Source organism: Pseudidiomarina piscicola, from assembly GCF_902806985.1.
GTDB lineage: Bacteria > Pseudomonadota > Gammaproteobacteria > Enterobacterales > Alteromonadaceae > Pseudidiomarina > Pseudidiomarina piscicola.
This window is the reverse complement of the sequence record NZ_CADCXY010000002.1, coordinates 263,752-287,123: the sequence shown is the minus strand read 5'-3', so window position 1 is coordinate 287,123 and position 23,372 is coordinate 263,752. Positions and strand designations below refer to the sequence as shown.

General features: G+C 50.1%; 21 protein-coding genes. 13 read left to right on the top strand and 8 right to left on the bottom strand.

Annotated elements, in window-relative coordinates:
• The first annotated feature begins 22 nt into the window (after positions 1–22).
• Positions 23–583: a glutathione S-transferase gene (locus tag PSI9734_RS06145; protein WP_173920241.1), complete on the top strand. Its 561-nt coding sequence runs from the start codon at positions 23–25 to the stop codon at positions 581–583.
• Between the two features lie 24 nt (positions 584–607).
• The gene (locus PSI9734_RS06140; protein WP_173920240.1) at positions 608–2,770 is read left to right on the top strand and encodes a prolyl oligopeptidase family serine peptidase; all 2,163 of its coding nucleotides are present in this window, start codon (positions 608–610) and stop codon (positions 2,768–2,770) included.
• 67 nt (positions 2,771–2,837) lie between these two features.
• Here the strand turns inward: PSI9734_RS06140 and PSI9734_RS06135 are convergent, their stop codons facing one another.
• Positions 2,838–4,886, bottom strand: a complete 2,049-nt coding sequence (locus tag PSI9734_RS06135) for a tetratricopeptide repeat-containing diguanylate cyclase (RefSeq protein WP_173920239.1) — start codon at positions 4,884–4,886, stop codon at positions 2,838–2,840.
• A gap of 249 nt (positions 4,887–5,135) precedes the next feature.
• Between PSI9734_RS06135 and PSI9734_RS06130 the strand changes: the two genes are divergently transcribed.
• Positions 5,136–7,298, top strand: a complete 2,163-nt coding sequence (locus tag PSI9734_RS06130) for a S9 family peptidase (RefSeq protein WP_173920238.1) — start codon at positions 5,136–5,138, stop codon at positions 7,296–7,298.
• Between the two features lie 28 nt (positions 7,299–7,326).
• On the opposite strand, the gene PSI9734_RS06125 is transcribed toward PSI9734_RS06130, so the two are convergent.
• A complete protein-coding gene (locus tag PSI9734_RS06125; RefSeq protein ID WP_173920237.1) occupies positions 7,327–8,052 on the bottom strand; it encodes a YebC/PmpR family DNA-binding transcriptional regulator in 726 nt (241 codons plus the stop codon).
• Positions 8,053–8,178: 126 nt separating this feature from the next.
• Between PSI9734_RS06125 and PSI9734_RS06120 the strand changes: the two genes are divergently transcribed.
• Genes PSI9734_RS06120 through PSI9734_RS06110 form a run of 3 tightly spaced genes read left to right on the top strand, consistent with a single transcriptional unit; the run spans position 8,179 to position 10,771 of the window.
• Positions 8,179–9,054 (top strand): MBL fold metallo-hydrolase, encoded by an 876-nt coding sequence (locus PSI9734_RS06120; RefSeq protein ID WP_173920236.1) that lies wholly within the window; start codon positions 8,179–8,181, stop codon positions 9,052–9,054.
• A 2-nt stretch (positions 9,055–9,056) separates the two neighbouring features.
• Positions 9,057–9,989 (top strand): YeiH family protein, encoded by a 933-nt coding sequence (locus PSI9734_RS06115; RefSeq protein ID WP_173920235.1) that lies wholly within the window; start codon positions 9,057–9,059, stop codon positions 9,987–9,989.
• 14 nt (positions 9,990–10,003) lie between these two features.
• Positions 10,004–10,771, top strand: a complete 768-nt coding sequence (locus tag PSI9734_RS06110) for an EAL domain-containing protein (protein ID WP_173920234.1) — start codon at positions 10,004–10,006, stop codon at positions 10,769–10,771.
• Here PSI9734_RS06110 and PSI9734_RS06105 read toward each other — a convergent pair.
• Both PSI9734_RS06105 and PSI9734_RS06100 read right to left on the bottom strand, forming a co-directional pair.
• Positions 10,768–11,385: a glutathione S-transferase family protein gene (locus tag PSI9734_RS06105; RefSeq protein ID WP_173920233.1), complete on the bottom strand. Its 618-nt coding sequence runs from the start codon at positions 11,383–11,385 to the stop codon at positions 10,768–10,770. The genes PSI9734_RS06110 and PSI9734_RS06105 overlap by 4 nt on opposite strands.
• An 8-nt stretch (positions 11,386–11,393) precedes the next feature.
• Complete coding sequence (locus tag PSI9734_RS06100; RefSeq protein ID WP_173920232.1) at positions 11,394–12,371, bottom strand: META domain-containing protein; 978 nt, start codon at positions 12,369–12,371, stop codon at positions 11,394–11,396.
• Positions 12,372–12,519: 148 nt separating this feature from the next.
• On the opposite strand from PSI9734_RS06100, the gene PSI9734_RS06095 reads away from it, so the two are divergent.
• Positions 12,520–13,227 (top strand): thioredoxin domain-containing protein, encoded by a 708-nt coding sequence (locus tag PSI9734_RS06095; protein WP_173920231.1) that lies wholly within the window; start codon positions 12,520–12,522, stop codon positions 13,225–13,227.
• 104 nt (positions 13,228–13,331) lie between these two features.
• On the top strand, positions 13,332–14,018 hold the full coding sequence (locus tag PSI9734_RS06090) for a dUTPase (RefSeq protein ID WP_173920230.1): 687 nt from the start codon (positions 13,332–13,334) through the stop codon (positions 14,016–14,018).
• Here PSI9734_RS06090 and PSI9734_RS06085 read toward each other — a convergent pair.
• From PSI9734_RS06085 to PSI9734_RS06075, 3 genes are read right to left on the bottom strand one after another with little or no spacing between them, the layout of a single operon-like run.
• A complete protein-coding gene (locus PSI9734_RS06085; RefSeq protein ID WP_173920229.1) occupies positions 14,015–14,695 on the bottom strand; it encodes an SDR family oxidoreductase in 681 nt (226 codons plus the stop codon). The genes PSI9734_RS06090 and PSI9734_RS06085 overlap by 4 nt on opposite strands.
• A 3-nt stretch (positions 14,696–14,698) precedes the next feature.
• A complete protein-coding gene (locus tag PSI9734_RS06080; RefSeq protein ID WP_173920228.1) occupies positions 14,699–15,409 on the bottom strand; it encodes a thioredoxin family protein in 711 nt (236 codons plus the stop codon).
• Positions 15,409–16,857, bottom strand: coding sequence for an amidase (locus tag PSI9734_RS06075; RefSeq protein ID WP_173920227.1), 1,449 nt, complete (start codon positions 16,855–16,857; stop codon positions 15,409–15,411). Before PSI9734_RS06075 ends, PSI9734_RS06080 begins: the two co-directional genes overlap by 1 nt.
• A 172-nt stretch (positions 16,858–17,029) precedes the next feature.
• Here PSI9734_RS06075 and PSI9734_RS06070 point away from each other — a divergent pair, with 172 nt between their 5' ends.
• Positions 17,030–19,462: a S9 family peptidase gene (locus PSI9734_RS06070; protein ID WP_173920226.1), complete on the top strand. Its 2,433-nt coding sequence runs from the start codon at positions 17,030–17,032 to the stop codon at positions 19,460–19,462.
• Positions 19,463–19,494: 32 nt separating this feature from the next.
• Here PSI9734_RS06070 and PSI9734_RS06065 read toward each other — a convergent pair whose 3' ends face one another.
• Positions 19,495–19,938: a YaiI/YqxD family protein gene (locus PSI9734_RS06065; RefSeq protein WP_173920225.1), complete on the bottom strand. Its 444-nt coding sequence runs from the start codon at positions 19,936–19,938 to the stop codon at positions 19,495–19,497.
• A gap of 70 nt (positions 19,939–20,008) precedes the next feature.
• Between PSI9734_RS06065 and PSI9734_RS06060 the strand changes: the two genes are divergently transcribed.
• The 4 genes from PSI9734_RS06060 to PSI9734_RS06045 all read left to right on the top strand — a co-directional run bounded on the left by PSI9734_RS06060 (position 20,009) and on the right by PSI9734_RS06045 (position 23,305).
• Positions 20,009–20,752 (top strand): SGNH/GDSL hydrolase family protein, encoded by a 744-nt coding sequence (locus PSI9734_RS06060; RefSeq protein ID WP_173920224.1) that lies wholly within the window; start codon positions 20,009–20,011, stop codon positions 20,750–20,752.
• The gene (locus PSI9734_RS06055) at positions 20,753–21,235 is read left to right on the top strand and encodes a protein disulfide oxidoreductase (protein ID WP_173920223.1); all 483 of its coding nucleotides are present in this window, start codon (positions 20,753–20,755) and stop codon (positions 21,233–21,235) included.
• A 70-nt stretch (positions 21,236–21,305) separates the two neighbouring features.
• On the top strand, positions 21,306–22,697 hold the full coding sequence (locus PSI9734_RS06050) for a M23 family metallopeptidase (RefSeq protein ID WP_173920222.1): 1,392 nt from the start codon (positions 21,306–21,308) through the stop codon (positions 22,695–22,697).
• Positions 22,694–23,305, top strand: coding sequence for a 4'-phosphopantetheinyl transferase family protein (locus PSI9734_RS06045; RefSeq protein ID WP_173920221.1), 612 nt, complete (start codon positions 22,694–22,696; stop codon positions 23,303–23,305). Before PSI9734_RS06050 ends, PSI9734_RS06045 begins: the two co-directional genes overlap by 4 nt.
• The last annotated feature ends 67 nt before the right edge of the window (positions 23,306–23,372 follow it).

The following is a 23,372-nucleotide window of genomic DNA, read 5'->3' as shown; positions in this document are numbered from 1 at the left end:
CTTATCTGTTTCAGGATCGAAGATGAAATTATTTGGCAGCTATACCTCGCCGTTTGTGCGCCATTGTCGAATTGTGTTGGCGCAGCAACAGCGACAATTTGAATTCGTTTCCACGGATTACACCCAAAGTGCCCAGCAATCGCCGGCAATGCGTGTTCCTTTCTTTAGTGATAATGACTTAAAACTACACGATTCGTCGTCGATTTTACGTTATCTTCGCAATTCGGCCGGACAGTCATTTTGCGCGACGCCTGAGCAGTTCGACTTATATTGCATGGTTAACACCGCATTAGATACCACTGTGAATTTATTTCTGCTCGAACGAGATGGTATAACCGCTGCCGATGTTTCCTACCTGCAGCGACAACAGTCGCGGGTTGAAGCTATTTTGTCTGAGCTTAATCAAATCACTTGGCCTGAAACCGAGGTTGAGAACGATGCGCACTTGCGTCTTGCCTGCTTTTTGAGCTGGGCTCAGTTTCGCGAACGCTTAGATGTACAGCAGTGGCCGCAACTGCAAGGCTTTTTAGCGGCAATGAACCAACAGGCCTGGTTTGCAAATACGCATCCCGCGCTAACTTAATGACTTGTTTTACGGAGCACTCTTATGAAGCAATGGATACCTGTGTTGAGCGTAGCTGTACTGGCAGCTTGCTCACCACAACAAGAATCGAGTACTAACGAAGTGGCAGCAAAAACAACAACAGTGAATACGCAAATCACCTACCCGACAACGTTTCGTGGCAATGTCACCGAAGACTATTTTGGCACCAAGGTGGCCGACCCGTACCGCTGGTTAGAAGATGACCGCAGTGCCGATACGGAAGCTTGGGTTGAAGCACAAAACGAGGTGACCTTCAGTTACCTCGAGCAAGTTCCTTATCGCGAAGAAATCGAACAACGCCTTAGCGCAATGTGGAACTATGAAAAGGTAAGTGCGCCGTTCACAGAAGGTGACTACACCTACTTCTACAAAAACGACGGCCTGCAAAACCAATATGTGGTTTATCGGACCGATGCCGAAGGCAACACCGAGGTATTTCTTGATCCGAACACCTTTAGCGAAGATGGCACGACCTCGTTGGCGAGTCTGAGCTTCTCAAAAGACGGCTCAATTGCCGCTTATGCTATTTCCGAAGGCGGAAGTGACTGGCGCAAAATCATCGTGATTGATGTTGAAACCAAAGAGCAGCTCGAAGCAGAACTAGTGGATGTTAAATTTAGCGGTATCTCTTGGTACGGCAATGAAGGCTTCTACTACTCAAGCTACGATAAGCCGGATGGTAGTGAGTTATCAGCGAAAACAGACCAGCATAAGCTCTATTACCACGAGCTAGGAACAGACCAAGCCTCTGACCCTGTCGTATTCGGTGGAACTGACGCGGAGAAACACCGTTATGTAGGCGGACAAGTGTCTGAAGACGACAACTATCTGTTTATTAGTGCTTCGGTCTCAACCTCAGGCAATAAGTTATTTTTAAAAGACCTGAGTGCCCCAGACAGCGAATTGGTGACGATTCAAGGCCATACCGACGCTGATACCTATGTGCTCGACAATAAAGGTTCTGAGCTTTATCTCGTCACCGACTTTGAAGCGCCCAACAAGCGCGTGGTGACGGTCGATGCGAGTGCTCCTCAAGCTGACAACTGGCAGGACTTCATTCCGGAAACAGAGAACGTATTGAGTGTTGCAACCGGCGCAGGGTATATCTTTGCCGAGTACATGGTCGATGCGATTGCGAAAGTTGAGCAATACGCTTATGACGGTAGCAAGGTACGCGATGTGCAGTTACCAGGCGTTGGCAGCGTAAGCAGCTTTGGCGGTAAAGACGAAGCCGAGGAAATCTATTACACCTTCACCAACTACAATACGCCAGGCACTATTTACAGCTATAAGCCTGAGACTGGTGAGTCGGTGGTGTATGAAAAATCTAAAGCGGACTTCAATAGTGATGACTATGAGTCGAAGCAGGTCTTTTATACCTCAAAAGATGGTACCAAAGTGCCAATGATCATCACCCACAAGAAGGGCTTAGAGCTCGACGGTAGCAACCCAACCATGTTGTACGGCTATGGCGGCTTTAATGTGAGCCTAACGCCATCGTTCAGCATAACGAATGCCTTATGGCTTGAAATGGGTGGCGTTTACGCCGTGCCAAACCTACGTGGCGGCGGTGAATACGGGAAAGCATGGCATGATGCTGGCACTAAGACGCAGAAGCAGAATGTATTTGATGACTTCATTGCTGCAGGTGAATACCTGATCAGTGAAGGTTACACCTCGAGTGAGCGCTTAGCGGTACGTGGCGGTTCGAACGGCGGCCTATTGGTGGGCGCAGTGATGACCCAACGTCCAGATTTGATGCAAGTCGCACTACCAGCCGTTGGCGTTCTCGATATGCTGCGTTACCACACCTTTACCGCTGGCGCAGGCTGGGCGTATGACTATGGTACAGCTGAAGACAGCGAAGAAATGTTTGCCTATCTCTATGGTTATTCGCCGGTTCATAACGTCGAAGAAGACGAAAGTTACCCAGCGACATTGATCACTACCGGTGATCACGATGACCGTGTGGTTCCAGCGCATTCATTTAAGTTTGCAGCCGAGTTGCAATCGAAAAATACGGGCCCTAACCCACAGCTGATTCGTATCGAAACCAATGCCGGTCACGGCGCAGGCACACCTGTCTCGAAGACGATTGAGCAGTATGCTGACATCTACGGCTTTACCTTGTACAACATGGGTATTAAGAGCTTAAGCGAAATCTAAACTGTTAAAAGTTCAGTGATAAGAAGCCGAGGTGCGATGTGCCTCGGCTTTTTTATTGGTCTGTGCGTTACTGGCTGGCTTTGGGCCCGTGCAGGGTTATGGCAGTAATCGCGCCTTGCTCAATGGCCTGTGCAAAGTCACGCTCGAGAACGTCTTTGGCTTGGGTATAAGGCACGTTCAGTTGAGTGATTCCCCACGCCTGGTTCCGGCCGTGAACCTTACCGGCGTAGAGCGCTTGGTCAACTAACTGAACCGAGGCTTCCCAATCCACCTTTTGCTGCTCAACATCAGTGAAGGGGTAACTAATAAAACCTGCGGTGGCTGTGACCACAACGTCACCCGCGCTCTTGGTGGTAATCGGCGTACCGGCAATACTATTGAGTAACCTCAAGACAAAGCGAGGTAAGGCCTTTTGTTCGGTATTAGATAAATAAATCAAAAACTCTTCACCGCCCCAACGAATAACTTTGTCGTTATCGCGGCAGACGGTTAACAACCGTTTTGCAACCTCACAAATAACATCATCACCGGCAGCATGGCCTAATTTATCGTTAATTCGCTTGAAGTAGTCGATATCGAGCAAAATCATTGCATCTGATTGCGGAGTACCGACCTTTTCTTGGCGTTTTAGCTCTTGCTGCATCGCCCGACGATTGAGTAACCCAGTTAGCGGGTCGCGTACCGATTGGTCGGCTAAGCGCGCGTTGGCATCTTGCAGCGCTAGGTTCGAGCGGCGCGCCGACCGATAAAGGAAAAAGCCAATGATTGAAAAAAGCACTGCAACCACCACGCCTAGGGCTAAAATAAGCCGGTGTTGACGCTCATTTTCAAGGGTTTGCTCTTTAAGGTCGTTTTGTTGTTCCAGCAGCTCAATTTGTTGTGCTTTGTCTTTCGAGTCGTATAAATTCTGTAGCTCAGTAACGTTCTTCTGTAGTTCGGTATTAAAAATGCTGCTGCGTAGTTCGCGTTGTTCAATTAAGGCCTGGTTGGCGGCGGCGTGTTGTCCTGCCATGCTTAACGCTTGTGCATACTCGCCTAACAACGGCTCGAACTCTCGGTCGATCCACTCGCCGCGGGCTGTCTCAACAACATTTTGCATGGCAGCGAGGCCACGCTCGTAATTGCCTAGATGGACCTGAATAAAGCCTAAATTAAAGCGAATCATTTGCTCGGAAATAACATTATTGTGTTCTTGCGCGAGTTTTAAGGCCTGTTGCAGCGTGGCAATGCCTGACTCAAAACGCTCGGTGCGAATGGCCAAGTCGCCAAGGTTATTAAGTACCGTTGACTCCATCGAGGCCCACTGTGGCTGGTCTTTAATTTCGGCTTCCAAGTCGCGATAAATTTCGAACGCTTGGTTGAGCTCGCCCATGTCTGTTGCAATATAGGCACGCTGAAACTGGATCTCCGGTGAAAAGGTACTTTCGAGGTTGTGTGTCGCAACTAAATCTTCAGCTTCAGAAAGCTGTTCTAATGCTTGCTGATATTGAGTTTGCTGGGTATAAATATTGGCGATTCGCAGTTTTAGATAAATTCGGCGAATGGGCGTACGTTCTGAGCTCGTTTGCTTGACGGCATCGGAAGCGTAAATGAGGTGTTCAAGTGCCCGTTCGGTTTGGTTCTTTTGCGTGTAAACACTGGCGATAAGGTTATGGGCAAAATACAGTACGCGCGGCAGTGTTGCTTGTTGAGCTGGCACCACTGCGGTGTTAATTAAGGTGTAGGCCTCAGTAAGCTTGCCTTCTTGAGTTTTCAAGAAGATGCGGGTTGCGGCAACCTCGGTAATAGCATCAGGAAGACGACTTTGCTGGGCTTGTACGGCGACTTTCTCTAACAGCTCATAGGCTTGATCTATTCGGCCTTCGTAAGCGTGCGACATAACCAAATAGCTTTTAATTCGAACTTGCGTCATCACTGGTGTATCAGCAGGTAGTGTGGCCAATATCGATTGCAACTGGACACCCATCTCTGCTTCGCTCATATTAGCAGTGAGCATATCGTCAAGCCGTTGCTCGAGTTCCGGGTTGACGGCTGGCATGGCAGTGCTTGGGTCGTTTGCGTAAGCGGCGCCAGTGGATAAAAAGAACACACAAAAACCCGCCATTAGCAGTTGCATGAGGCGTTTCGAAAAAGCTGTTTGAGTGTTTAATGTGTTCACAAGCGTACCGTTGCCAGGTAAAAAAAGAGCGTTCAATGTACCTTTCTGGTCCGATGAGCGCAAATAATAAGCGATAAAAAACGACTATATCACTCAACTAGCTTATAAGTTACTAAAATATTGAAAGATATACCATAGGGCGGACATGCTTCATTGCATGTCTAAAAATTCTACAAATTGATTTAATTTACGTCTAAAGGACCCCTCATGTTACGTTCACGTCTATGGACGCACAGTGCTGCGTCGTTAGCCACACTGTTCATTTTAACCGCCTGTCAGCCGCAACCGACGAGCTCATCGCAGCCCAGTGCCGATGAAGCGCCTACCGCGAAACGCGAGCCCTATACCATTGTTTCACCTCATGGCGAGCGGGTGGACCACTATTACTGGCTGCGCGACGATGAGCGACAAGACCCTGAGGTGTTGGCGTACTTGCAAGCCGAAAATAGCTATTACGACAGCTACCGAGCAGATTACCAAGCACTTACCGACGGCTTAGAAAGCGAATTAATGAGCCGGGTTAAACAAGACGATGAAAGTGTGCCGTATCAACGTGGTGATTATCTGTATCAAACGCATTATGAAACGGGTAAAGAGTATCCGATTTATAGCCGAACGCATTTAGCGAGTGGCACAGAACAGGTGATGCTTGATGTCAACGAACTTGCCGCAGGGCAGTCGTTCATGCAGGTATCAAATTTGCAGGTCAGCCCGGACCAAAGCAAGCTTGCCTATATGGTTGACGATGTTGGTCGCCGCCAGTATGAGCTCTTCGTTCGAGATTTAGCCAGTGGCGAAACGACAGCAACAGAAATGAAAGGGCTTTCTTCCGCGGTTGCGTGGGCGCAAGACAACCAAACCTTGTATGTGGTTGAGAACGATCCACAAACATTGCTCTCGACGCGAGTGCTTAAGTATCAACTCGGCAGCGCTGCCGCATCAGCAGAGTTGGTGTATGAAGAGCACGATGAAAGTTTTTATATGTGGGTTAGTAACAGCAATGATAATCAGTTTGTGATGATTAGCCTGCAATCGACTGTCTCAAACGAAATTCACGTGCTTGATGCCGCGAACCCTGACGGTGAGTTTCAAATACTCGCGCCACGTGAGCGTCATTTGCAGTATTCAGCCGATCACATCGACGGCCGTTGGATCATTCTAACGGACTACCAAGCGCCGAATTTCCAAGTTATGGAAGTCGCAACCGAAGACCTTGGTGATAAAGCAAAATGGCAGACGCTGGTGGCCCATGATGAAAATGTTTATATTCATGGCATTTCTCTGTTTACGGACTACTTAGCGCTTAATGAACGGCACGATGGTTTACGACAAGTGCGTATCGTACCTTGGAGTGAACCCGAGTCGGGGCACGTAATAAAAGCAGACGAGCCGACCTATGTTATGACCTTCGAGACCAACGTCGAGCAAGACACTGAAGTTCTGCGTTACAACTATACGTCACTTGTTACACCAACGGTCACCTATGCTTACAACATGGCCACGCGTGAGCGTGAAGTGCTAAAAGCAACCCAGGTACCGAACTTCGACACGACGAAATATGCGACTGAGCGAACTTGGGCGACCGCCGATGATGGCACGAAAGTTCCAGTGTCGTTACTCTACAGCAAAGACTTTACGCAAGATGGCACGGCGCCGCTCTATCAATATGCATATGGCTCTTATGGCTCGACGTCTGAACCATGGTTCCGTCAGTCGGTATTCAGCCTCGTTGATCGTGGCTTTGTGTATGCCATTGCGCATATTCGAGGGGGCCAAGAAATGGGCCGGCATTGGTATGAAGACGGCAAACTAGAGAATAAGAAAAATACCTTTACCGATTACATTGATGTTACCGAACATCTTGTTGCCGAGAAGTATGCTCATCCGAGCAAGGTTTTTGGTATGGGCGGAAGTGCCGGCGGCTTGTTAATGGGCGCGGTGGCGAATTTAGCCCCAGAGCATTATCGCGGTTTAGTAGCGCATGTGCCTTTTGTCGATGTGGTCACCACCATGCTTGATGAAAGCATTCCACTTACCACCAATGAATTTGACGAGTGGGGCAACCCGAAAACCCAGACTTACTATGACTATATGTTGTCTTATTCACCTTATGACCAGGTCAGCAAACAAGCCTATCCGGCGATGTTAGTCACGACCGGACTGCATGATTCACAAGTGCAGTACTTTGAGCCGGCCAAGTGGGTGGCAAAATTGCGTTACTTAAAAACCGATGACAACCCACTAATGTTCAAGACCAATATGGAAGCAGGTCATGGCGGTTCGTCGGGTCGTTTCTCACGGTTGAAAGAAACCGCCGAGGAATATGCTTTTATCTTAAATTTGTTGGGCGCAAAAGCGCCCCAGCACTAACTTACCCCAGTAAACGAAACGGTAACCTTTAGCTCTGCTCGAGGTTACCGTTGTGATAGACATTTTGTACATCATCACAGTCGTTTAACATGTCGAGAAACTTTTCCATCATGGCCACGTCGTCACCATTAATCGATGTCATCACTTGTGGTAGGTATTGCACTTCGTCAACATCAAAGTCGATTTCTGGGAAGGCGTCTTGTAATGCCGTTTTGGCCTTGTGCCATTCAGTATGAGGGGCAAACACCGTCATTTTTCCGTCTTCCGCTTCAATGTCTGTGACATCAACATCAGCTTCCATCAGCGCTTCTAAAACCGCGTCTTCGTCGTCTCCAGCGAACGCAAGAATCATGCAATGATCGAACATGTGTGCCACGCTGCCAGGCGCACCAATTTTTGATTTGGTTTTGGTAAAGCAATTACGAACTTCACCAAAGGTGCGTGCTGGGTTGTCGGTAAGGCATTCCACCATCACCATACAATTGCCAGGGCCAAAACCTTCGTAAACTGCTGGCGCGTAGTCTTCACCGGCACCACCCTTGGCTTTTTCGATAGCTTTCTCGATGACGTGGGCAGGGACTTGATCTTTTTTGGCGCGCTCTATTAAGCCGCGAAGCTGCAAGTTAGCATCGGTCTCGACACCACCTTGTTTCGCCACGACATAAATCTCACGTCCATATTTGCTGTAAACTTTGCTCTTAGCCGCCGCTGTTTTCGCGATCGACTCCTTGCGGTTTTGAAAGGCGCGACCCATAGTAAACTCTCATTAGTTTGTGCAGAAGGCGCAATAATATACACAGATCGCTATGTGATCCAGTTTAAACCTAAGGCAGAATAAAGTACTTTAGCTTGAGTGACTGTCAAAAGGAGAGCAAGTAGTATGAGTCAAGCCCCCCAGCCTCAGGTGAAAGCATTTTTAGATGCTGATAGTGAAACATTTAGCTATGTGGTGTCTGACCCGCAAAGTTTGAAAGCGGTGATTATCGATCCGGTATTAGATTTTGATTATAAATCTGGGCGCACGGCAACGGACGGTGCGCAGCGTCTCGTCGATTATGTCAAAACCAACAAGTTAGAGCTGGAGTGGGTGCTTGAAACCCATGCCCATGCCGATCATTTATCTGCTGCGCCTTTTATCAAAGAAGCCCTCGGGGGGCGCATCGGTATCGGTGAGCACATTCGTGATGTGCAGAAAATCTTCAAAGATGTCTTCGATTTAGAAAAAGAGTTTCTGCCAAATGGCGCGCAGTTTGACCATCTTTTTAGTGGCGGAGAAACCTTTGAGGTTGGTCAGATGCAGTTTCGGGTGATGCATACCCCCGGGCATACGCCGGCGGACATCGCCTACATTATTAATGAGCGCAAAGCCTTTGTTGGCGACACTCTGTTTATGCCCGATGTAGGTACAGCGCGCTGCGACTTTCCAGGTGGCAGTGCTAGCACCTTGTTTCAGTCGATCAAAAAGCTTCTCGCCTTACCAGCGAGCACCGAAATCTACATTTGCCATGATTATCCGCCGCAAGGGCGCACCTATGAATGCTGCACCACTGTGGAGGCACAGCGGCAGCACAGTAAGCATGTTCATGATGGTGTCAGTGAAGCCGAGTTTGTGGCGATGCGCGAAGAGCGCGACGCCGGTTTGGCGATGCCGCGGCTGATTTTGCCTTCAATTCAAGTCAATATTCGTGCCGGCGAAATGCCGCCCGCCGATGCGCACGGTAAAGTCTACTTGAAGCTTCCGATTAATCAGCTGTGATCATGGTGATACTTCCCTACCTCGCCTTTGTTCTAGTCGCAGTCTTGGCGCTGTCGGGGATCATCTCGTCGCCGCTGGCGCTGGTGATCGGCTTTGTCATGGCTGGTTTCGGTATGGTGCCACGGCATTTTAATCCTGCCCAGTTGGCGAAGAAACTATTGGCTCTGGCAATTATCCTGTTGGGCTTTGGTGTGAACCTAGAAGCAGCTGTCGCCACCACTGGCGAGGCCCTTGGGCTTATTATTGTATCGATAGTGGTGACCTTAGGGTTAGGCTTGTTAATTGGTAAATGGCTTGGCCTTGACGGGAAAACTGCGCACCTCATTGGCTCTGGTACCGCTATTTGCGGCGGTAGTGCAATTGCTGCTGTCGGCCCTGCCATTCGAGCGCGAAGCGACCAAATGGCCCTCGCGCTGGCGGTAGTGTTTATACTTAACTCGGTTGCTTTAATTGTATTTCCTATCATCGGCCGCTTTTTTGAACTTGACCAAGTTACCTTTGGTTTGTGGTCGGCGATTGCCATTCATGATACCTCATCGGTGGTCGGCGCGGCCGAAGCCTATGGCGACGAAGCTTTGGTGGTTGCGACCACCGCAAAATTAGCGCGGGCACTGTGGATTATTCCGGTCGCGTTAGTGTCGGCTTGGGTTTATGCTCGAAGTCAGCCTAAAGAAGGGCGGGCAAAAATCGCCATGCCTTGGTTCATCGGAGGCTTCGTGTTAACTGCGGCATTGGCCAGCTATTCGCCCGTTGGCACTGACGTTTTTGCTTTGCTGTTCGCTATCGGCAAACAGATTTTGGTTTTTTGTTTGTTCTTGATTGGGCTAAGCTTAACCTTAAACCGAATTCGAGCTGCAGGATTCAAACCTTTGCTGTTGGCCATTATTTTATGGCTAATCATCGCGTTAGGTAGTTTCCTCTGGCTGACTCAGTAACTAAATGGAGTTTTATGTCGATACCTAAATCGATTCGTCAACAGACCTGTAAGGATTGTCTTGAGGGCAAAGATCTAGGCTTTGAGATCACCATGGCGTTCCAGCCGATTATTGACTGGCAGACACAGCAGGTGTGCGCCTACGAAGCGTTAGTTCGGGGCACCGAAGGGCAAGGCGCAGGTTGGGTATTTGAGCAGATAAATCACGACAACCGCTATTATTTTGATCAAGCGTGTCGCGTAAAGGCGATAGAAGTTGCTGCTCGCTTAGGCTGTGAGACGTTCCTGCATATTAACTTTTTGCCAAATGCCGTTTACAGCCCCGAAACCTGTATTCGCGCAACCATTGAAGCTGCTGATCTCTATGGCTTTGACTTAAATAAGTTAGTGTTTGAGGTTACCGAAGGCGAAGAGATCGTAAGTAAGGCACACTTACAGCGCATTTTTAGCAGTTACTCGGCGCGCGGCTTTCAAACTGCGATAGATGATTACGGCGCCGGTTATGCGAGCCATAGCTGGCTAGTGGAACTGCGCCCGCATATTTTGAAACTTGACCGCAGCTTGATCACTGACCTAGATCAATCACTGGAAAAACAACAAGAAATCAAGAAGGTCTTGGCGCAATGTACCTTGCAAGGCACCAGGGTATTGGCCGAAGGCGTCGAAACAGAGGCCGAGCTCAATACACTGGTGGCGCTAGGAGTGCGATTTTTCCAAGGCTATTACTTTGCCAAACCAGGGTTTGAGAGCCTTCCTGACGTCAACTTTAACCGCACTACTTAAGCCTGTGCTGATGGCCGTTGGTCCATGCGCTGATACCACTCGAGTAAGTGTGGGTAAGTGTCATCAACCCGAAGCTTCACTACACGGGCAAAAGCGGCAATGGCGTAGGCAGTGATATCCGCTGCCGTGAATCGATCACAGCAGATGTAATGATTCTCAGCAAGGTGGTTATTTAAGAAGACCATGAATTTTTTAACGTCTTCAATACAGAGTTCACCCCATTCTGGCACTGGGGTCATGCGGTCTTTGAAGTAACCACTTGTGTGTTGAAAGCCCATGCCGCAGGGAATGAAGAAGTAATAGTCGAGCCAACGTAACCATTGTTCAATTTCTGCTTGCTCAAGTGCTGACTCTCCAAGCAGATTTGGCGCATCCGGATAAGCTAACTCAAAGTAACGGCAAATCGCCATGGTTTCCGAAATACAGGTGCCGTCGTCAAGCTCCAGCACGGGCACTTTTTTCATGGGGTTTTTGGCGGCGAACTCTGGCGTAAGGTTCTCACCTTTTTGCAGGTCAATTTCGACACATTCCACTTTGTCGAGTAAGCCTTTCTCAGCTAAAAACAAGCGAACGCGGCGTGGGTTTGGTGCTGTTTTTGTCTCGTAAAGTTTCATCGTTTACCTCAATCAGCAAATAAATCAAAAGGATGGCGTGTAAATGACAAGTAATCACCATTCCGTAGTTGTAGTCGCAACGTGCCGTCGGCAAAAACTTTAAAGTTTGTTACTTGGGTGAGCTGCTGCATTAGGCGGTCTTCGTAGTCCATTTGCTCAGGTGGGCACATGCGTTTGGTCATCGCGAAAGATGAAAAGTCGATACCCTCGCCGGTGATGGTGTAGTTGCCGGTGAAATAGTTACAGCCAGCAAACCCACTCACGCGAGTTTCGGGGGCAAAGGTCATGGTTGCGACGTTTTCTGTCGCACTGCTGTCCTTCCAGCTAACGCCGGTCAGTAATCGCTGTGGGTCACCTGCGCATCCAGTCCAATCCTCTGCGCCATCTGAAAATTCAGCGCTGTACGGAAAGCTTTGTCCACTCATGGTGTCGTAGCACACACCTTCAGACAACGTAAGTTGTGCGCCAGCATCGAAGCTAAGCTCATATTGATAGGGTGGTGCGTCATTAAATGTCGCACGATTGGCTAGGCTAAGGCGTCGCTCAGCGCCTGGGGTGCGTAGGGTAGCGGCATCGGATGTGATACTTAGCAACCAAAATGGCTCATTGCCACGGGCACTCAACTGCTGTGGCAAAGTACCTTGTTCAATGCACAAAGGTAGCGCAAATTTATCCGTTGAAAATTGTGCTTCATTGCCTTTGTGCCAAAATTCTGCACCGAGATTGGCGTTTACATAACGCTCGCCGGAAGTGCTCTCGGTTTTCTCGAGCTCGAACTTCTGGGAGCCAAAACTTAGCGTTAGGTTTTGCCCATCAAGGTTGGTGGTGACATCCATAGCGCCACACTGGTACTGGGTTGTTGCAGCTTGTTGCGCGGTTTGCGGTGAGCAGGCGGATAACGCCAGAACACTATACGCGGCGAGGGCTGCGCACAAAACTTTGGTTGCAGGCTTGCAGCAAAACCGGGAGTGGGGAGAGATGGACATAGATGCTCCTTCTACGATAACAAAGGTCAATAGTACTCGAATCGTCATGTATTTACAGTGTCGCGTGATCTTTCCCTACGTGACTTTTCCCTAATAGTGCGGTGAAATGAAGCTATTGCAGATTCAACAATTACCATAAGGAATGATCATGCGTTTTTTTGCTTTAAGTATTTCGCTGCTACTTTTACTTGGTTGCCAACCCGCCGCGGATGAACAAAAGTCCACAGCTTCAAGCGAAGTTGCCGCTGAACTTGCCGGCAATACGCCGGTGCAGCCCGAAGCCTATACCTTTGTTGAGGGTAAGGACTACCGAGTGTTAGAAAGCACACTCGAAGTGGCTGAGTTTGAGCCTGAAGTTTCGGACAACGGATTTATCATGGAGTTCTTGTGGCCAGGCTGTCCGCATTGCCAAGACTTCAACCCGACCGTTATTGCCTATGGTATGGAAAACCCTGGGGTGACGATTATCAAGCGTGCGGCCCCGGCAAATGAACGTTGGGCGCTAGATGCGCGTGTGTTTTACGCTTTACGCGGACTTGGGCATACCCTTGATGACGAGTTGATTCATTACTATGAAAGCGTCCGAGTAAACCAGAACCGATTACCGGATCAAGAAGACATTAACACCTTCTTAGAGCAACATAACGTCGACCCACAAGCTTTTCAGGCCGCTTATGAAGACCAAGGTATCACTGACAAGTTACGGGTCATTTTACAAGATATGATGGCAGCAGATATCACCAGCGTGCCGACGTTAGTGGTCAATGGTCAATATGTTGTGTCTGCACCTGCGCCACATGCACCAGAAGACGCCCAACGCTATTTTGCCTTACTCGACTACTTGCTAACACTTTAAGTTGTCGTGTGGCGTTGCGTGGTGAATAAACCCTGCTGCGCAACGCCCAAATATGATAATTTTAGTCGCCAAGATCTGTAACTGTTCGCAATAAGGATAAAATTATGACGCCAGCCCAAGCGCGGCAGCTCGTCGCCATGCAAATTGCTTTTAACCAAGTGATTGACCCAGATTACCCTGAAGCTCCGAAAGTTAAGCGTGATGATGTAAAAGCCATTTTAGTTGAACTTGGTGAGTACTTTGAGCATACCGCTTACAAATGGTGGAAAAAACAAAGCGCGGATTGGGCTCAGGCAAATATGGAGCTGATAGATATTCTGCACTTTGCCATCTCCGATGCCGTTGAACATGCCTGCAGGAACGGCAAAACCACTGAAGCTGCACTTGAGTCTGTTGCACAACTGATGCTTAAAAGCTTTGCCAATAATGCCGGCGTGCAAGACGGTAAAGAACTGGTTGCTGCTTTGGCCGCTGATGGCTCGGCGTCAGTACCGCTGGTTTGTGGCGAGCAATTTTTCGATAAGCTACTGACCATGTTGGTGGACGCATACGGCGACGCTGACACGGTGTATCTTACCTATATTGGTAAGAATGCCCTCAACAACTTGCGTCAGCAACGCGGCTATAAACAGGGTACGTACATAAAAATGTGGAACGGTGAAGAAGACAATGAAGTAATGATGCGTTTACTAAGTGAGCATCAGCAATCCATTGTTGCGGCCGAACAGCCTTTGCTTGAAGCCCAAGCGTTGCTGCTCGACCACTACGACAAGGCCGTGGCGAACGCCTAATTTTTATACGCAGGCATGAGGTAAATTTCGCGCACTGAGTTGCGCGGATGCGCCTCTACAGCAAACATCACCGCATCCGCTACGTCTTGCGGATCAAGTTTATCGGGCTTGGGTTGGTCAAAAAAGGGCGTGTTCACCATGCCCGGTGCGATGGTTGTGCAACGGCCGTCCCATTCTTTCATTTCCTCAGCCAAATTCTGTGCAAAGCCATGCACAAACCATTTCGTTGCGCCATAAACTGAACCTTTGATGGTATTACGCCCGGCGGCAGAGCCCGTCAGTAAAAAGTGGCCTTTGACAGCACGTAAGTGAGGAAGCGTTAACCGCGCGGTATAAAGCAAACCGTTAATATTCACATCGATCATGCTTTTCCATTCGTCTGGGTCACCGTGTTCAGTACCGGCTGTTGACACCCCAGTGCCGGCATTGGCGAACACAGCATCGAGCTGACCGAATTTTTCTAGGCCTTGATCGACCACGTTTTTGAGCTCGTCAAAGCTGCCAGCATCGGCGGCGACACCAAGTGCTTGTTCAGCGCCAATGTCAGCCACCAACTCATCAAGTAGCTGTTTACGACGAGCGGTAAGGATCAATTTGAAGCCAGCTTTTGCGGCGGTTAGTGCCGTGGTTTTACCGATGCCACTGGACGCGCCAGTAATGAGCATAACTTTGGTCATTTGCTACTCCTTTTCCCACGACAGCGGTGGGTAACTTGGGAATTGGTCTGTTGCCGCATGCAAGTCTACCACATCGTTAAAAACCTGATTGCGGAACCGCGCTAGCTCTGACCATACCTGCATAAACTCAGCGGGTGGTCGCTCAGCGGCAGATTCTTTATAGGCTTCAAGTAAAGGCCCGGCAACAGCGTAGCCAGCTTGTACGCGCTTAGCCTGTTGGGTTTCGAAGCTGCGGTTGGCGGCGGTTGGTGCTAGCGGACGATAGTTCTCGCCAAGAAAGTAATCCTCAAACTCTGTTGCAGAGTGCGAGGCCGCATTGGTCCAATGTTGCCAATCGGCTTTGTTCAGAACTTGATCCGTCGTTGGGTCAATAATCATTACCGTTGGCGTGCCGTAGTAAGTGGGCTCGCCAAAATGCTGAGTTATTGCTTCACCACGAGTGAGGTAGCCGACATCATACCGCTGCACAACATAGGTCTGTTCAAGCTGTTTAGCAAATGCCGGTGACTCAAACTGTTTGATGAGCGCTTGGCTATCGTGACACCAGTCGGCGCCCAGTATCAGTAGTAGTTTCTTACCCTCGGCTTTAGCTTGCTGTTGGAGTTGTTTAATCTCGGCGATGGAGGGGGTGTGGCCATCGAAAGCTTTGGTTGCTTCGGCGCTGGCGGTCGTACACCAAACTGTGAGAAAGAGTATGACAAAAAAGCGGTACATTAATTATATCCTTTATCAGGGGCATGAAAATGAAAACCTTGTTGCTCTAGCAAGCCACCCAAATGCAGTAAGGTCTGATCTTGGTGGTGCGCAGCGGCAAACGAGAGTCCTACGGGTAAGCCTTGACCCGTGCGACCGGTTGGTATCGTTAGTACCGGCTGCCCCGTAAGGCTATAAAAATTTACAAAGGGGAAGCAATAGTCAACATAAGGTACCTGCTCACCGTCGAGGGCGATGGACTGGTGCTTCGGGTTGTGTGGGAACGCCGGCCCAAGGTTGGTGGGGCTGACGATAATATCAACCTGCGCTTGTTGGCGGCGTACTTCGGTGACAAGCTGCTGACGCCGCTTTAAGGCTTGGCTAAAGGTTCTCAAGTTGAGCCGCAACCCCGTCTTGAAGGCTTTTAGCGTTCGCTCGGACGGCAAACTTGAGCGTTTTAGCAGCGAACGATATTGCCAATACAATAACTTGCGTACGGGCAGGCTAAGTGTTTGCCCCATGGCATAACCAAACAGCTCGATCCATAAAATAAGAACTTCACGGGCTAAGTGTTCATCGATTGTAAGGTCAGATACCTCGGCGCCTGTTGCTGCAAGTGCTTGCTTACAGTGAGCCAGTGCTTTACTGACGGCGCTGCCAGGGCGCAGACCGGCAATGTTGTCGACAAAACCAAATCGGTAGTCAGCCAAACTTCCCGCCAGCTTTTGCTCTTGTGCCACAGGAAGGTACAGGCGCTGCTGCCAGTCGGGCGCATACAATACGTCGTAAGCGAGGGCGAGGTCGGCGGCTGATCGTGCTAACGGGCCGGTGCAATTCATTACCGACATACCTAAGTCAAGCTCAGGTAGCGGTGGCACATGGCCATCAAGAGGGTGGCCATTTTCCGTGGGTTTGAAGCCAAATAAGCCGCAAAAGTTGGCCGGGTTACGAATCGAGCCGCCGATATCACTGCCGAGCTCCAACGCGCACAAGTCGGCGGCAAGCGCCGCTGCACCCCCACCCGTACTGCCACCGGGGGTTCGTTCCAACGCATGCGGGTTGTTACAGGTTGGATAGATCGGGCCAAAGGTCTGTGCATCGGCGAGTAGGGTGGGCACATTGGTTTTGCCGACAATAACTGCGCCCGCGGCGATGAGTCGCTGTACCAACAACGACGTGCTCTGCGCGACAGCATTACGTAGTGGCGGATAATTTAGAGTGGTTCGGCTGCCGGCAAGTTGGTAGCACTCTTTGATGGAAATCGGCACCCCATGCAAAGGACCCCTACTAGGTTCGCTGTCCCGTTGCTTAGCAGTGGCCAGAGCGGACTCTGAAAATACCTCAACGAAGGCATGTAATTGGCCATTTTGCGCGCCGATGCGCTGCAAATAATGCTCGGTAATGGCAAGACTGGAGAGTTGGCCTGACTTGATCTGTTGAGCGATTGTTGTGGCTGACAAATACTTCATGGTTTTTCCGTTTACTCGGCTGAAAGTTAGACATCTTGCGTTGAACGCCCAGCCCCATGCGACCTATCTCAGGGCCAACTCAACGGATTGAACCTATAACTATGGTAGTTTAGAGGCTGTTTAACTCAACACTAAAGTAGCATGCTACGTAAAGCAACAAAGGTAGACATCCATGATTATTAAAGGATTAAAACTGAGTTCGGTTGCGCTCGTACTCAGCGCGAGTGCAGCGTTAACAAGTGGGCCTGTGGTCCATGCCAACCCAGTCAAAGTTAATTATCAAGAGCCGGCACAAGAAATCATCGACATTGTCGACGCCGCACCTTCGCCTGGCGGGCGTCTGAGCCCAGATGGTGAGATGTTACTCATCACCAATTATCCGGCGTTGCCTGATATTACCGATGTTGCTGCTGATCAATTGAAGCTGGCTGGCCGCCGCATTAACCCAGCCAACTATACGGTTAGCCAAGCGCGTTACATTAGCTCGCTAGAGCTAATTGACGTCAGCAGTGGTGACACCTTGAACATCAACGGCTTACCTACTGATTTAAAAGCGCTTGGCGCAGCTTGGTCACCAAATGGTGATTACATTGCCATTGCCCAGCAAACACCGAAAACCGTACAGTTATGGTTAGTGGATGTTGACAGTGCAAGTGCAAAACTGTGGTCAAACACGCCGTTAAATGCGGTGTGGGGTCCTCGTTTAGAGTGGCGCCACGATAGTAGCGGTGTGTATTCGTATACGGTGGCCGAAGGTTTAACCAAACCGGCACAGAAAACCGTGCCTACGGGCCCGGTTATTACCGAAAGTGCAGGGCGCACAGCACCCGGTCGAACCTATCAAGATTTATTGCAAAACAAGCAAGATGAAGCACTCTTTGACTACTTCTTCACTAGCCAAATAAGTTTCTTTGAGGTTGATGGCGACGCGCAGAAAGTTGGCCCGCAAGCGATTTACAGTGGGCTTAGTGTGTCACCCGACGACAACTACCTGTTAACCAGTGCGATTCATCGACCTTACTCGTATGCGGTGCCTTATTATCGCTTCCCAGAAACAACCCAAGTATGGACCACCAGCGGTGAAAACGTTTACACCGTCGTCGACCAACCCCTTGCGGATAACCTACCAATTGCCTTCGATGCAGTGGTGCAGGGACGTCGTTCAATTAGCTGGCGTAACGATGCCGACGCAACCTTGGTGTGGGCACAAGCCACCGATCAAGGTGACCCAGCGGTTGATGCTCAAATCCGTGACCAAGTATTTCAACAAGCCGCGCCATTTAAGCAAGAGCCGACCAAATTACTTGATTTGAGCAAACGTTTTGGCCGTTTATTAGCTGCTGATGCACAAAATGTATTGGTGTGGGAACGTTGGTGGGCCGATCGTGATGAAAAGCTCTGGTTAGTCGATGCAACCGGTGAGCGCCAGCCGAAACTCGTGTGGGAGCGTTCATGGGAAGACCGTTATAACGACCCAGGCCAACCGTTTACTGTACAACATGACGGCCGCAATCTGTTGTATCTTAACGATGGTAAAATGTTGTTAACTGGGAACGGAGCCTCGTCGGAAGGCGATCGCCCATTTATTGATAGCTACGACCTTAGTAGCCAAGAAAGCCAACGTTTATGGCGCAGCGAAGCGCCTTATTACGAGCGTCCACGTGGCTTGATTGATGCCGAAGAAATGACCTTTTTGATGCAGCGTGAAGGCGTCAATGATCCCGCCGACTTTTTCGTGCGTGATATCGACGATAGCAAGCTCACGGCACTGACTGAAACACCGCACCCGATGCCCCATACGCAAGGTATTAGCCGGGAGTTGATTACCTACACCCGTGAAGATGGCTTAGCGATGTCGGCGGAGCTTTACCTGCCAGCCAACTACGACAAAGAAAAAGACGGTCCGTTACCGACGATTGTCTGGGCCTATCCGCGAGAGTATAAGAGCTCAGCGGCTGCCGCGCAGATCTCGGGTTCACCGTATGAGTTTGTTCGGATCAGTTACTGGGCACCGCAGTACCTAGCCACACAAGGTTATGCGGTACTCGATAGCGCTACCATGCCGATTGTTGGCGAAGGTGACGCACGGCCAAACGATAGCTTTATTGAGCAGTTGGTGATGAATGGTAAAGCCGCGATTCAAGCCGGTGCCGAACTAGGTGTCACCGACCCAGAACGCGTTGCCCTTGGTGGACACTCATATGGCGCCTTTATGACCGCCAATATGCTAGCGCACAGCGATTTGTTCGCCACGGGTATTGCACGTAGCGGTGCTTATAACCGCAGCTTGACGCCGTTTGGCTTCCAACGTGAAGAACGAACAGTTTGGGATGACACTGACCTCTATATCGGTATGTCACCATTCTTCCACGCCGATAAAATTAACGAACCACTGTTAATGATCCACGGTGCAAACGATAACAACTCGGGAACCTTCCCGATGCAGTCAGAGCGCTTTTATCAAGCGATTAAGGGCTTAGGTGGCACCTCACGACTAGTAATGTTGCCTCATGAGTCTCATGGTTATCGTGCCCGTGAATCGGTATTGCATATGCTGTGGGAGCAAACGCGCTGGTTAGATTTGTACTTAAAAGACCAGCAATAGGAGACTTGATAAGCCCGCCGCTGACGGCGGGCTTAAGCGCGGGCCAAAATCCGGTCAAGGTGATTCGCAAAGGCCATGCGATCACGCTGATTCAAAGGTGGCGGCCCACCGCTTTGTACACCGCTGGCGCGCATGGTATCCATAAAGTCACGGATATTAAGGCGGCCACGAATCGTTTCTTTGGTAAAGAGCTCCCCTCGAGGGCTTAATGCTTGCCCACCCTTTTCAATGATTTCTGCTGCCAAGGGAATATCGGCAGTGATGACTAAATCTCCCGCTTCGCAAAGCTTCACAATTTCATCATCAGCTACATCAAAGCCACTGGCGACGGTACGTGCAGAGATATACTTGGAGCCAGGCACACGTATGGGTTGGTTAGCAATCAGAATCAACGGCAACTGCTTACGTTCGGCGGCCCGAAAAAGAATGTCTTTGATCACCACTGGGCAAGCGTCTGCATCTACATAGATTTTCATGGAAAACTCATTATTCAGTCGTAGCAATGGTAAGCTTAACATGCACTTGCTAGAAGCATAATGGAGACCTGTGACTTTGCATAAACTTTTATTGATTCTCTTGGCGCCGTTGCTGATGCTGCAGGGTAAGCGGGTTCGTGGGTCAATGCTGCGCTTACCTGAAGCGAGCGGGCCGCGCCAAGGCAGTGCGCCGGTAGCAGATACCAGCGCCACTGCGCGAAAAATGAATGTACTCGTGCTTGGCGACTCAGCTGCGGCAGGCGTCGGCTGCGAAACTCAAAACCAAGGAGTCGCCGGGCAATGGGTCGCACAGCTGAGTCGCGACGCGCAGGTGCATTGGCAACTCCTAGCCAAATCTAGCTTAACCTGTGGGCAAGTGCTGCAAATGCTGAAACAGCAGCGCCTTGAGCATGACCATTATGATGTGGTGCTGATTTCGGTGGGGGTCAATGACGTAACACGGCGAACCACTGTTGCGCAATGGCAGGCTGACTTGGCAGCCTTGACCGACTACTTAACGGTACATGTTAAGGCGAAGCTGATTCTTTACACCGCCTTACCGCCGATGCATAAGTTTCCGGCACTGCCGCAGCCGTTGCGATGGATCGTCGGTCGGCAAGCAAAGCAATTGAATAGGCACTTGCAGGCGCATTGTGACCACCATCGAGCGACTCAGTTGCTCGCTTTTGAAATACCATTTGAGGCCAAGTATATCGCCGCCGATGGCTATCACCCTTCACCTCATGCGGCGAAGCTTTGGGCCGAAGGGGCAGCATCAATGTGGCGCAGCTTGTGTGCCCAGGAGAACGGATAAGTGATTAAAAAATTACTGATTTATTTTATGCTGGCGCTGCTGGTACTTACTGCCATGGATATTTGGCGTGGCCAAAACTTACCTAAAGGCCAGTTGCTTGAAGATACTTGGCAAACCGTACGCTATGAACAGGTGAATCTGGTTGAACAAAGCTATGAAGAGCCCGTTATTGTTTACTTTTGGGGCTCATGGTGCCCGGTCTGTCATGTCATTTCGCCCACAGTTGATTGGCTCGCGAGCTACCTGCCGGTGGTGACTGTGGCGATGTCCTCGGGAACCGATGCGCAAGTACGCAACTACCTGGCACGTAACGACTATGAGTTTAAAGTGGTGAACGATCCTGAGGCTCGACTCTCTAATCAGTGGGGCGTGCCGGTGACTCCCGCATTTGCCATTGTTAAAGACGGTGAAATTCATTCGTTTACCGCCGGTGCCACCACCCCTCTGGGGCTTTATGCACGTTGGTTGTGGGCAAGGTTTTAGTAAAATAACTAGTTTGACTCAAAGATCTCGGTAAAATAGCCATGAGAAGTATCTGTAGGGACCCTTTTTAGTGAAAGTATTTCAATTACAAATCAGTGCGTTAGCTTGTGCGCTACTGTTAACGGCGTGTTCTGAGCCGAGTTCAGAAACCACAGAAGCCGCAGCGGCCGCCGAGCCCGCGGCGCAAACGCCATTGCAACTGCAACCTATGGAACTTAAGGGCGAGCACCAGCAGCGACGACAACAGACGGTGGTCGAACCCGTACGCCAGACAGCGAAGCAAACGCAACAAGCGCAACTAGATGTGACCTTGATGGACCAAGCGGCTCCGTTAAAGGGCGTCGACTATGCCGTGCTGAAACGAGGGCAAACGGTGACCGGGCTGTTGAGCAAGTATGGTTTCAAAGCGCGCGATGTTTATGCGCTGGCCGAAGCTCTCGATGGCGTGATCAACCTCGATAAACTACAGTCTGGCACCGCCATTGCGGTAAAAAAACAAGCGCATTTTGCTCAGGTGAGCTTCGCCGACGAATATGCGGAGCGCGTCGATGCCATTTATGAAAAAGGCCGTTGGAGCGTGCATAAAGTTAAGGTTCCCACGCGTATTGAAGTTTCTGAACATGCCGTGCAAATCAATCACAGCCTATATGGTAATGCCGCAGAGGCCGACGTGCCCGGTGATGTCATCAACTCTGCGTTATTGGCGCTGTCTCACTTCATCGATTTTCAACGCCAGGTGTATCAAGGGAATCGGTTTGAAGTGGTGTTTGAACGAACCTTAGTGACCCAAGATGAAGCATTGTTCGAGCACCAGCAAACGCCGTTACAGGTGACCTATTTACGCTTTCAAAACGACGAAGACGATTTTCGCTTGTACCGTTATGAAGACTCGTTTTACCTAGAAGACGGGCGCCTAGCGGAAAGCTTCCTCTTGAAAACACCCCTCAATGGCGCGCGCTTGTCATCACATTACGGCCAACGGAAACACCCAGTGCTCGGTTACACGCGTATGCACAAAGGTATCGACTTCGGAGCCCCAGAAGGCACACCAATTATGGCCGCAGGCAGCGGTACCATTAAACAGGCGGAGTGGTACGGCTCTTATGGTAATGCAGTGATCATTACCCATGCAGACGGTTACGAAACACTTTACGCACACCTTAAAGGCTATGCCGAAGACCTTACCGCAGGCGATAAGGTGAAACAGGGGCAAGTGATTGGCTACCTAGGTAATACTGGATTGTCACAAGCACGGCACTTGCATTATGAGGTGTATCGACATGGCAAAACAGTGAACCCGTTAAACCTCAAGAAATTATCCACGGAACGTTTAGCAGGACCCGCTTTGGCGCAATTTGTCGAGCACGTAACAAGCCTTGAAGACCGCACCCTGCGCCTCGCCAATTTTGCCCATGGCGCCAGTGCAACTTATGCCGCGGGTATCGACGCGGAAGCCCGATGACAGCCGAAGTACCCGTCGCCAGCCTTTACGCAGCAAATCTTGAGCAGCTGGTGCCGCGATTGAGGCCTTGGTTAACAGCACAAGAGCACGAGCTCGCCCAAGGTTATCCTCGCTTGCGCAGACGTTTACAGTATTTAGCAGGGCGCGGCTTGCTGCGTTTTCTGATTCAACAACAATGGCAGATCCCGGCGGCTGAAATTGCCATTTTACGGCATGACAACGGCGCACCAACGCTCAGAGTTCAGGGCGAAACATGGCAGTGCTCGATCAGCCATAGTCACGACATGGCTCTAGTGGCAGCACACCCATCGACCCCAGTCGGCGTTGATGTTGAACAAATAAAACCCCGCAAACAACTACAGCGCATACAACGCCTAGAATTTATGCGCGACCTTGCAACCAATCATATGGATGCTTTTTATCAACGCTGGACACTTGCCGAAGCCGTCACCAAAGCCGAACAAGCACTGCTGATGGAAGTATTAAAACGCTCTTCCGCACCCTACTTAAACCACGCAAGCCACGCTCAGCACAACGACTACATCCTCTGCTGCTACGCCCAAGCCCCCAAATCCCCCTTGCACCCCCTCAAAACTACCAACACCTAACCCAGAGGGGGCAGCCCTTACAATGTAAGGGCTGCCCCCTCTTAGGTAACTCTTTGGCGGAATGATG

Bases quoted from the DNA above. Each gene is read 5' to 3' on its own strand.
- PSI9734_RS06145 (WP_173920241.1), top strand. From the start codon at position 23: ATGAAATTATTTGGCAGCTATACCTCGCCGTTTGTGCGCCATTGTCGA.
- PSI9734_RS06140 (WP_173920240.1), top strand. From the start codon at position 608: ATGAAGCAATGGATACCTGTGTTGAGCGTAGCTGTACTGGCAGCTTGC.
- PSI9734_RS06135 (WP_173920239.1), bottom strand. From the start codon at position 4,886: ATGCAACTGCTAATGGCGGGTTTTTGTGTGTTCTTTTTATCCACTGGC.
- PSI9734_RS06130 (WP_173920238.1), top strand. From the start codon at position 5,136: ATGTTACGTTCACGTCTATGGACGCACAGTGCTGCGTCGTTAGCCACA.
- PSI9734_RS06125 (WP_173920237.1), bottom strand. From the start codon at position 8,052: ATGGGTCGCGCCTTTCAAAACCGCAAGGAGTCGATCGCGAAAACAGCG.
- PSI9734_RS06120 (WP_173920236.1), top strand. From the start codon at position 8,179: ATGAGTCAAGCCCCCCAGCCTCAGGTGAAAGCATTTTTAGATGCTGAT.
- PSI9734_RS06115 (WP_173920235.1), top strand. From the start codon at position 9,057: ATGGTGATACTTCCCTACCTCGCCTTTGTTCTAGTCGCAGTCTTGGCG.
- PSI9734_RS06110 (WP_173920234.1), top strand. From the start codon at position 10,004: ATGTCGATACCTAAATCGATTCGTCAACAGACCTGTAAGGATTGTCTT.
- PSI9734_RS06105 (WP_173920233.1), bottom strand. From the start codon at position 11,385: ATGAAACTTTACGAGACAAAAACAGCACCAAACCCACGCCGCGTTCGC.
- PSI9734_RS06100 (WP_173920232.1), bottom strand. From the start codon at position 12,371: ATGTCCATCTCTCCCCACTCCCGGTTTTGCTGCAAGCCTGCAACCAAA.
- PSI9734_RS06095 (WP_173920231.1), top strand. From the start codon at position 12,520: ATGCGTTTTTTTGCTTTAAGTATTTCGCTGCTACTTTTACTTGGTTGC.
- PSI9734_RS06090 (WP_173920230.1), top strand. From the start codon at position 13,332: ATGACGCCAGCCCAAGCGCGGCAGCTCGTCGCCATGCAAATTGCTTTT.
- PSI9734_RS06085 (WP_173920229.1), bottom strand. From the start codon at position 14,695: ATGACCAAAGTTATGCTCATTACTGGCGCGTCCAGTGGCATCGGTAAA.
- PSI9734_RS06080 (WP_173920228.1), bottom strand. From the start codon at position 15,409: ATGTACCGCTTTTTTGTCATACTCTTTCTCACAGTTTGGTGTACGACC.
- PSI9734_RS06075 (WP_173920227.1), bottom strand. From the start codon at position 16,857: ATGAAGTATTTGTCAGCCACAACAATCGCTCAACAGATCAAGTCAGGC.
- PSI9734_RS06070 (WP_173920226.1), top strand. From the start codon at position 17,030: ATGATTATTAAAGGATTAAAACTGAGTTCGGTTGCGCTCGTACTCAGC.
- PSI9734_RS06065 (WP_173920225.1), bottom strand. From the start codon at position 19,938: ATGAAAATCTATGTAGATGCAGACGCTTGCCCAGTGGTGATCAAAGAC.
- PSI9734_RS06045 (WP_173920221.1), top strand. From the start codon at position 22,694: ATGACAGCCGAAGTACCCGTCGCCAGCCTTTACGCAGCAAATCTTGAG.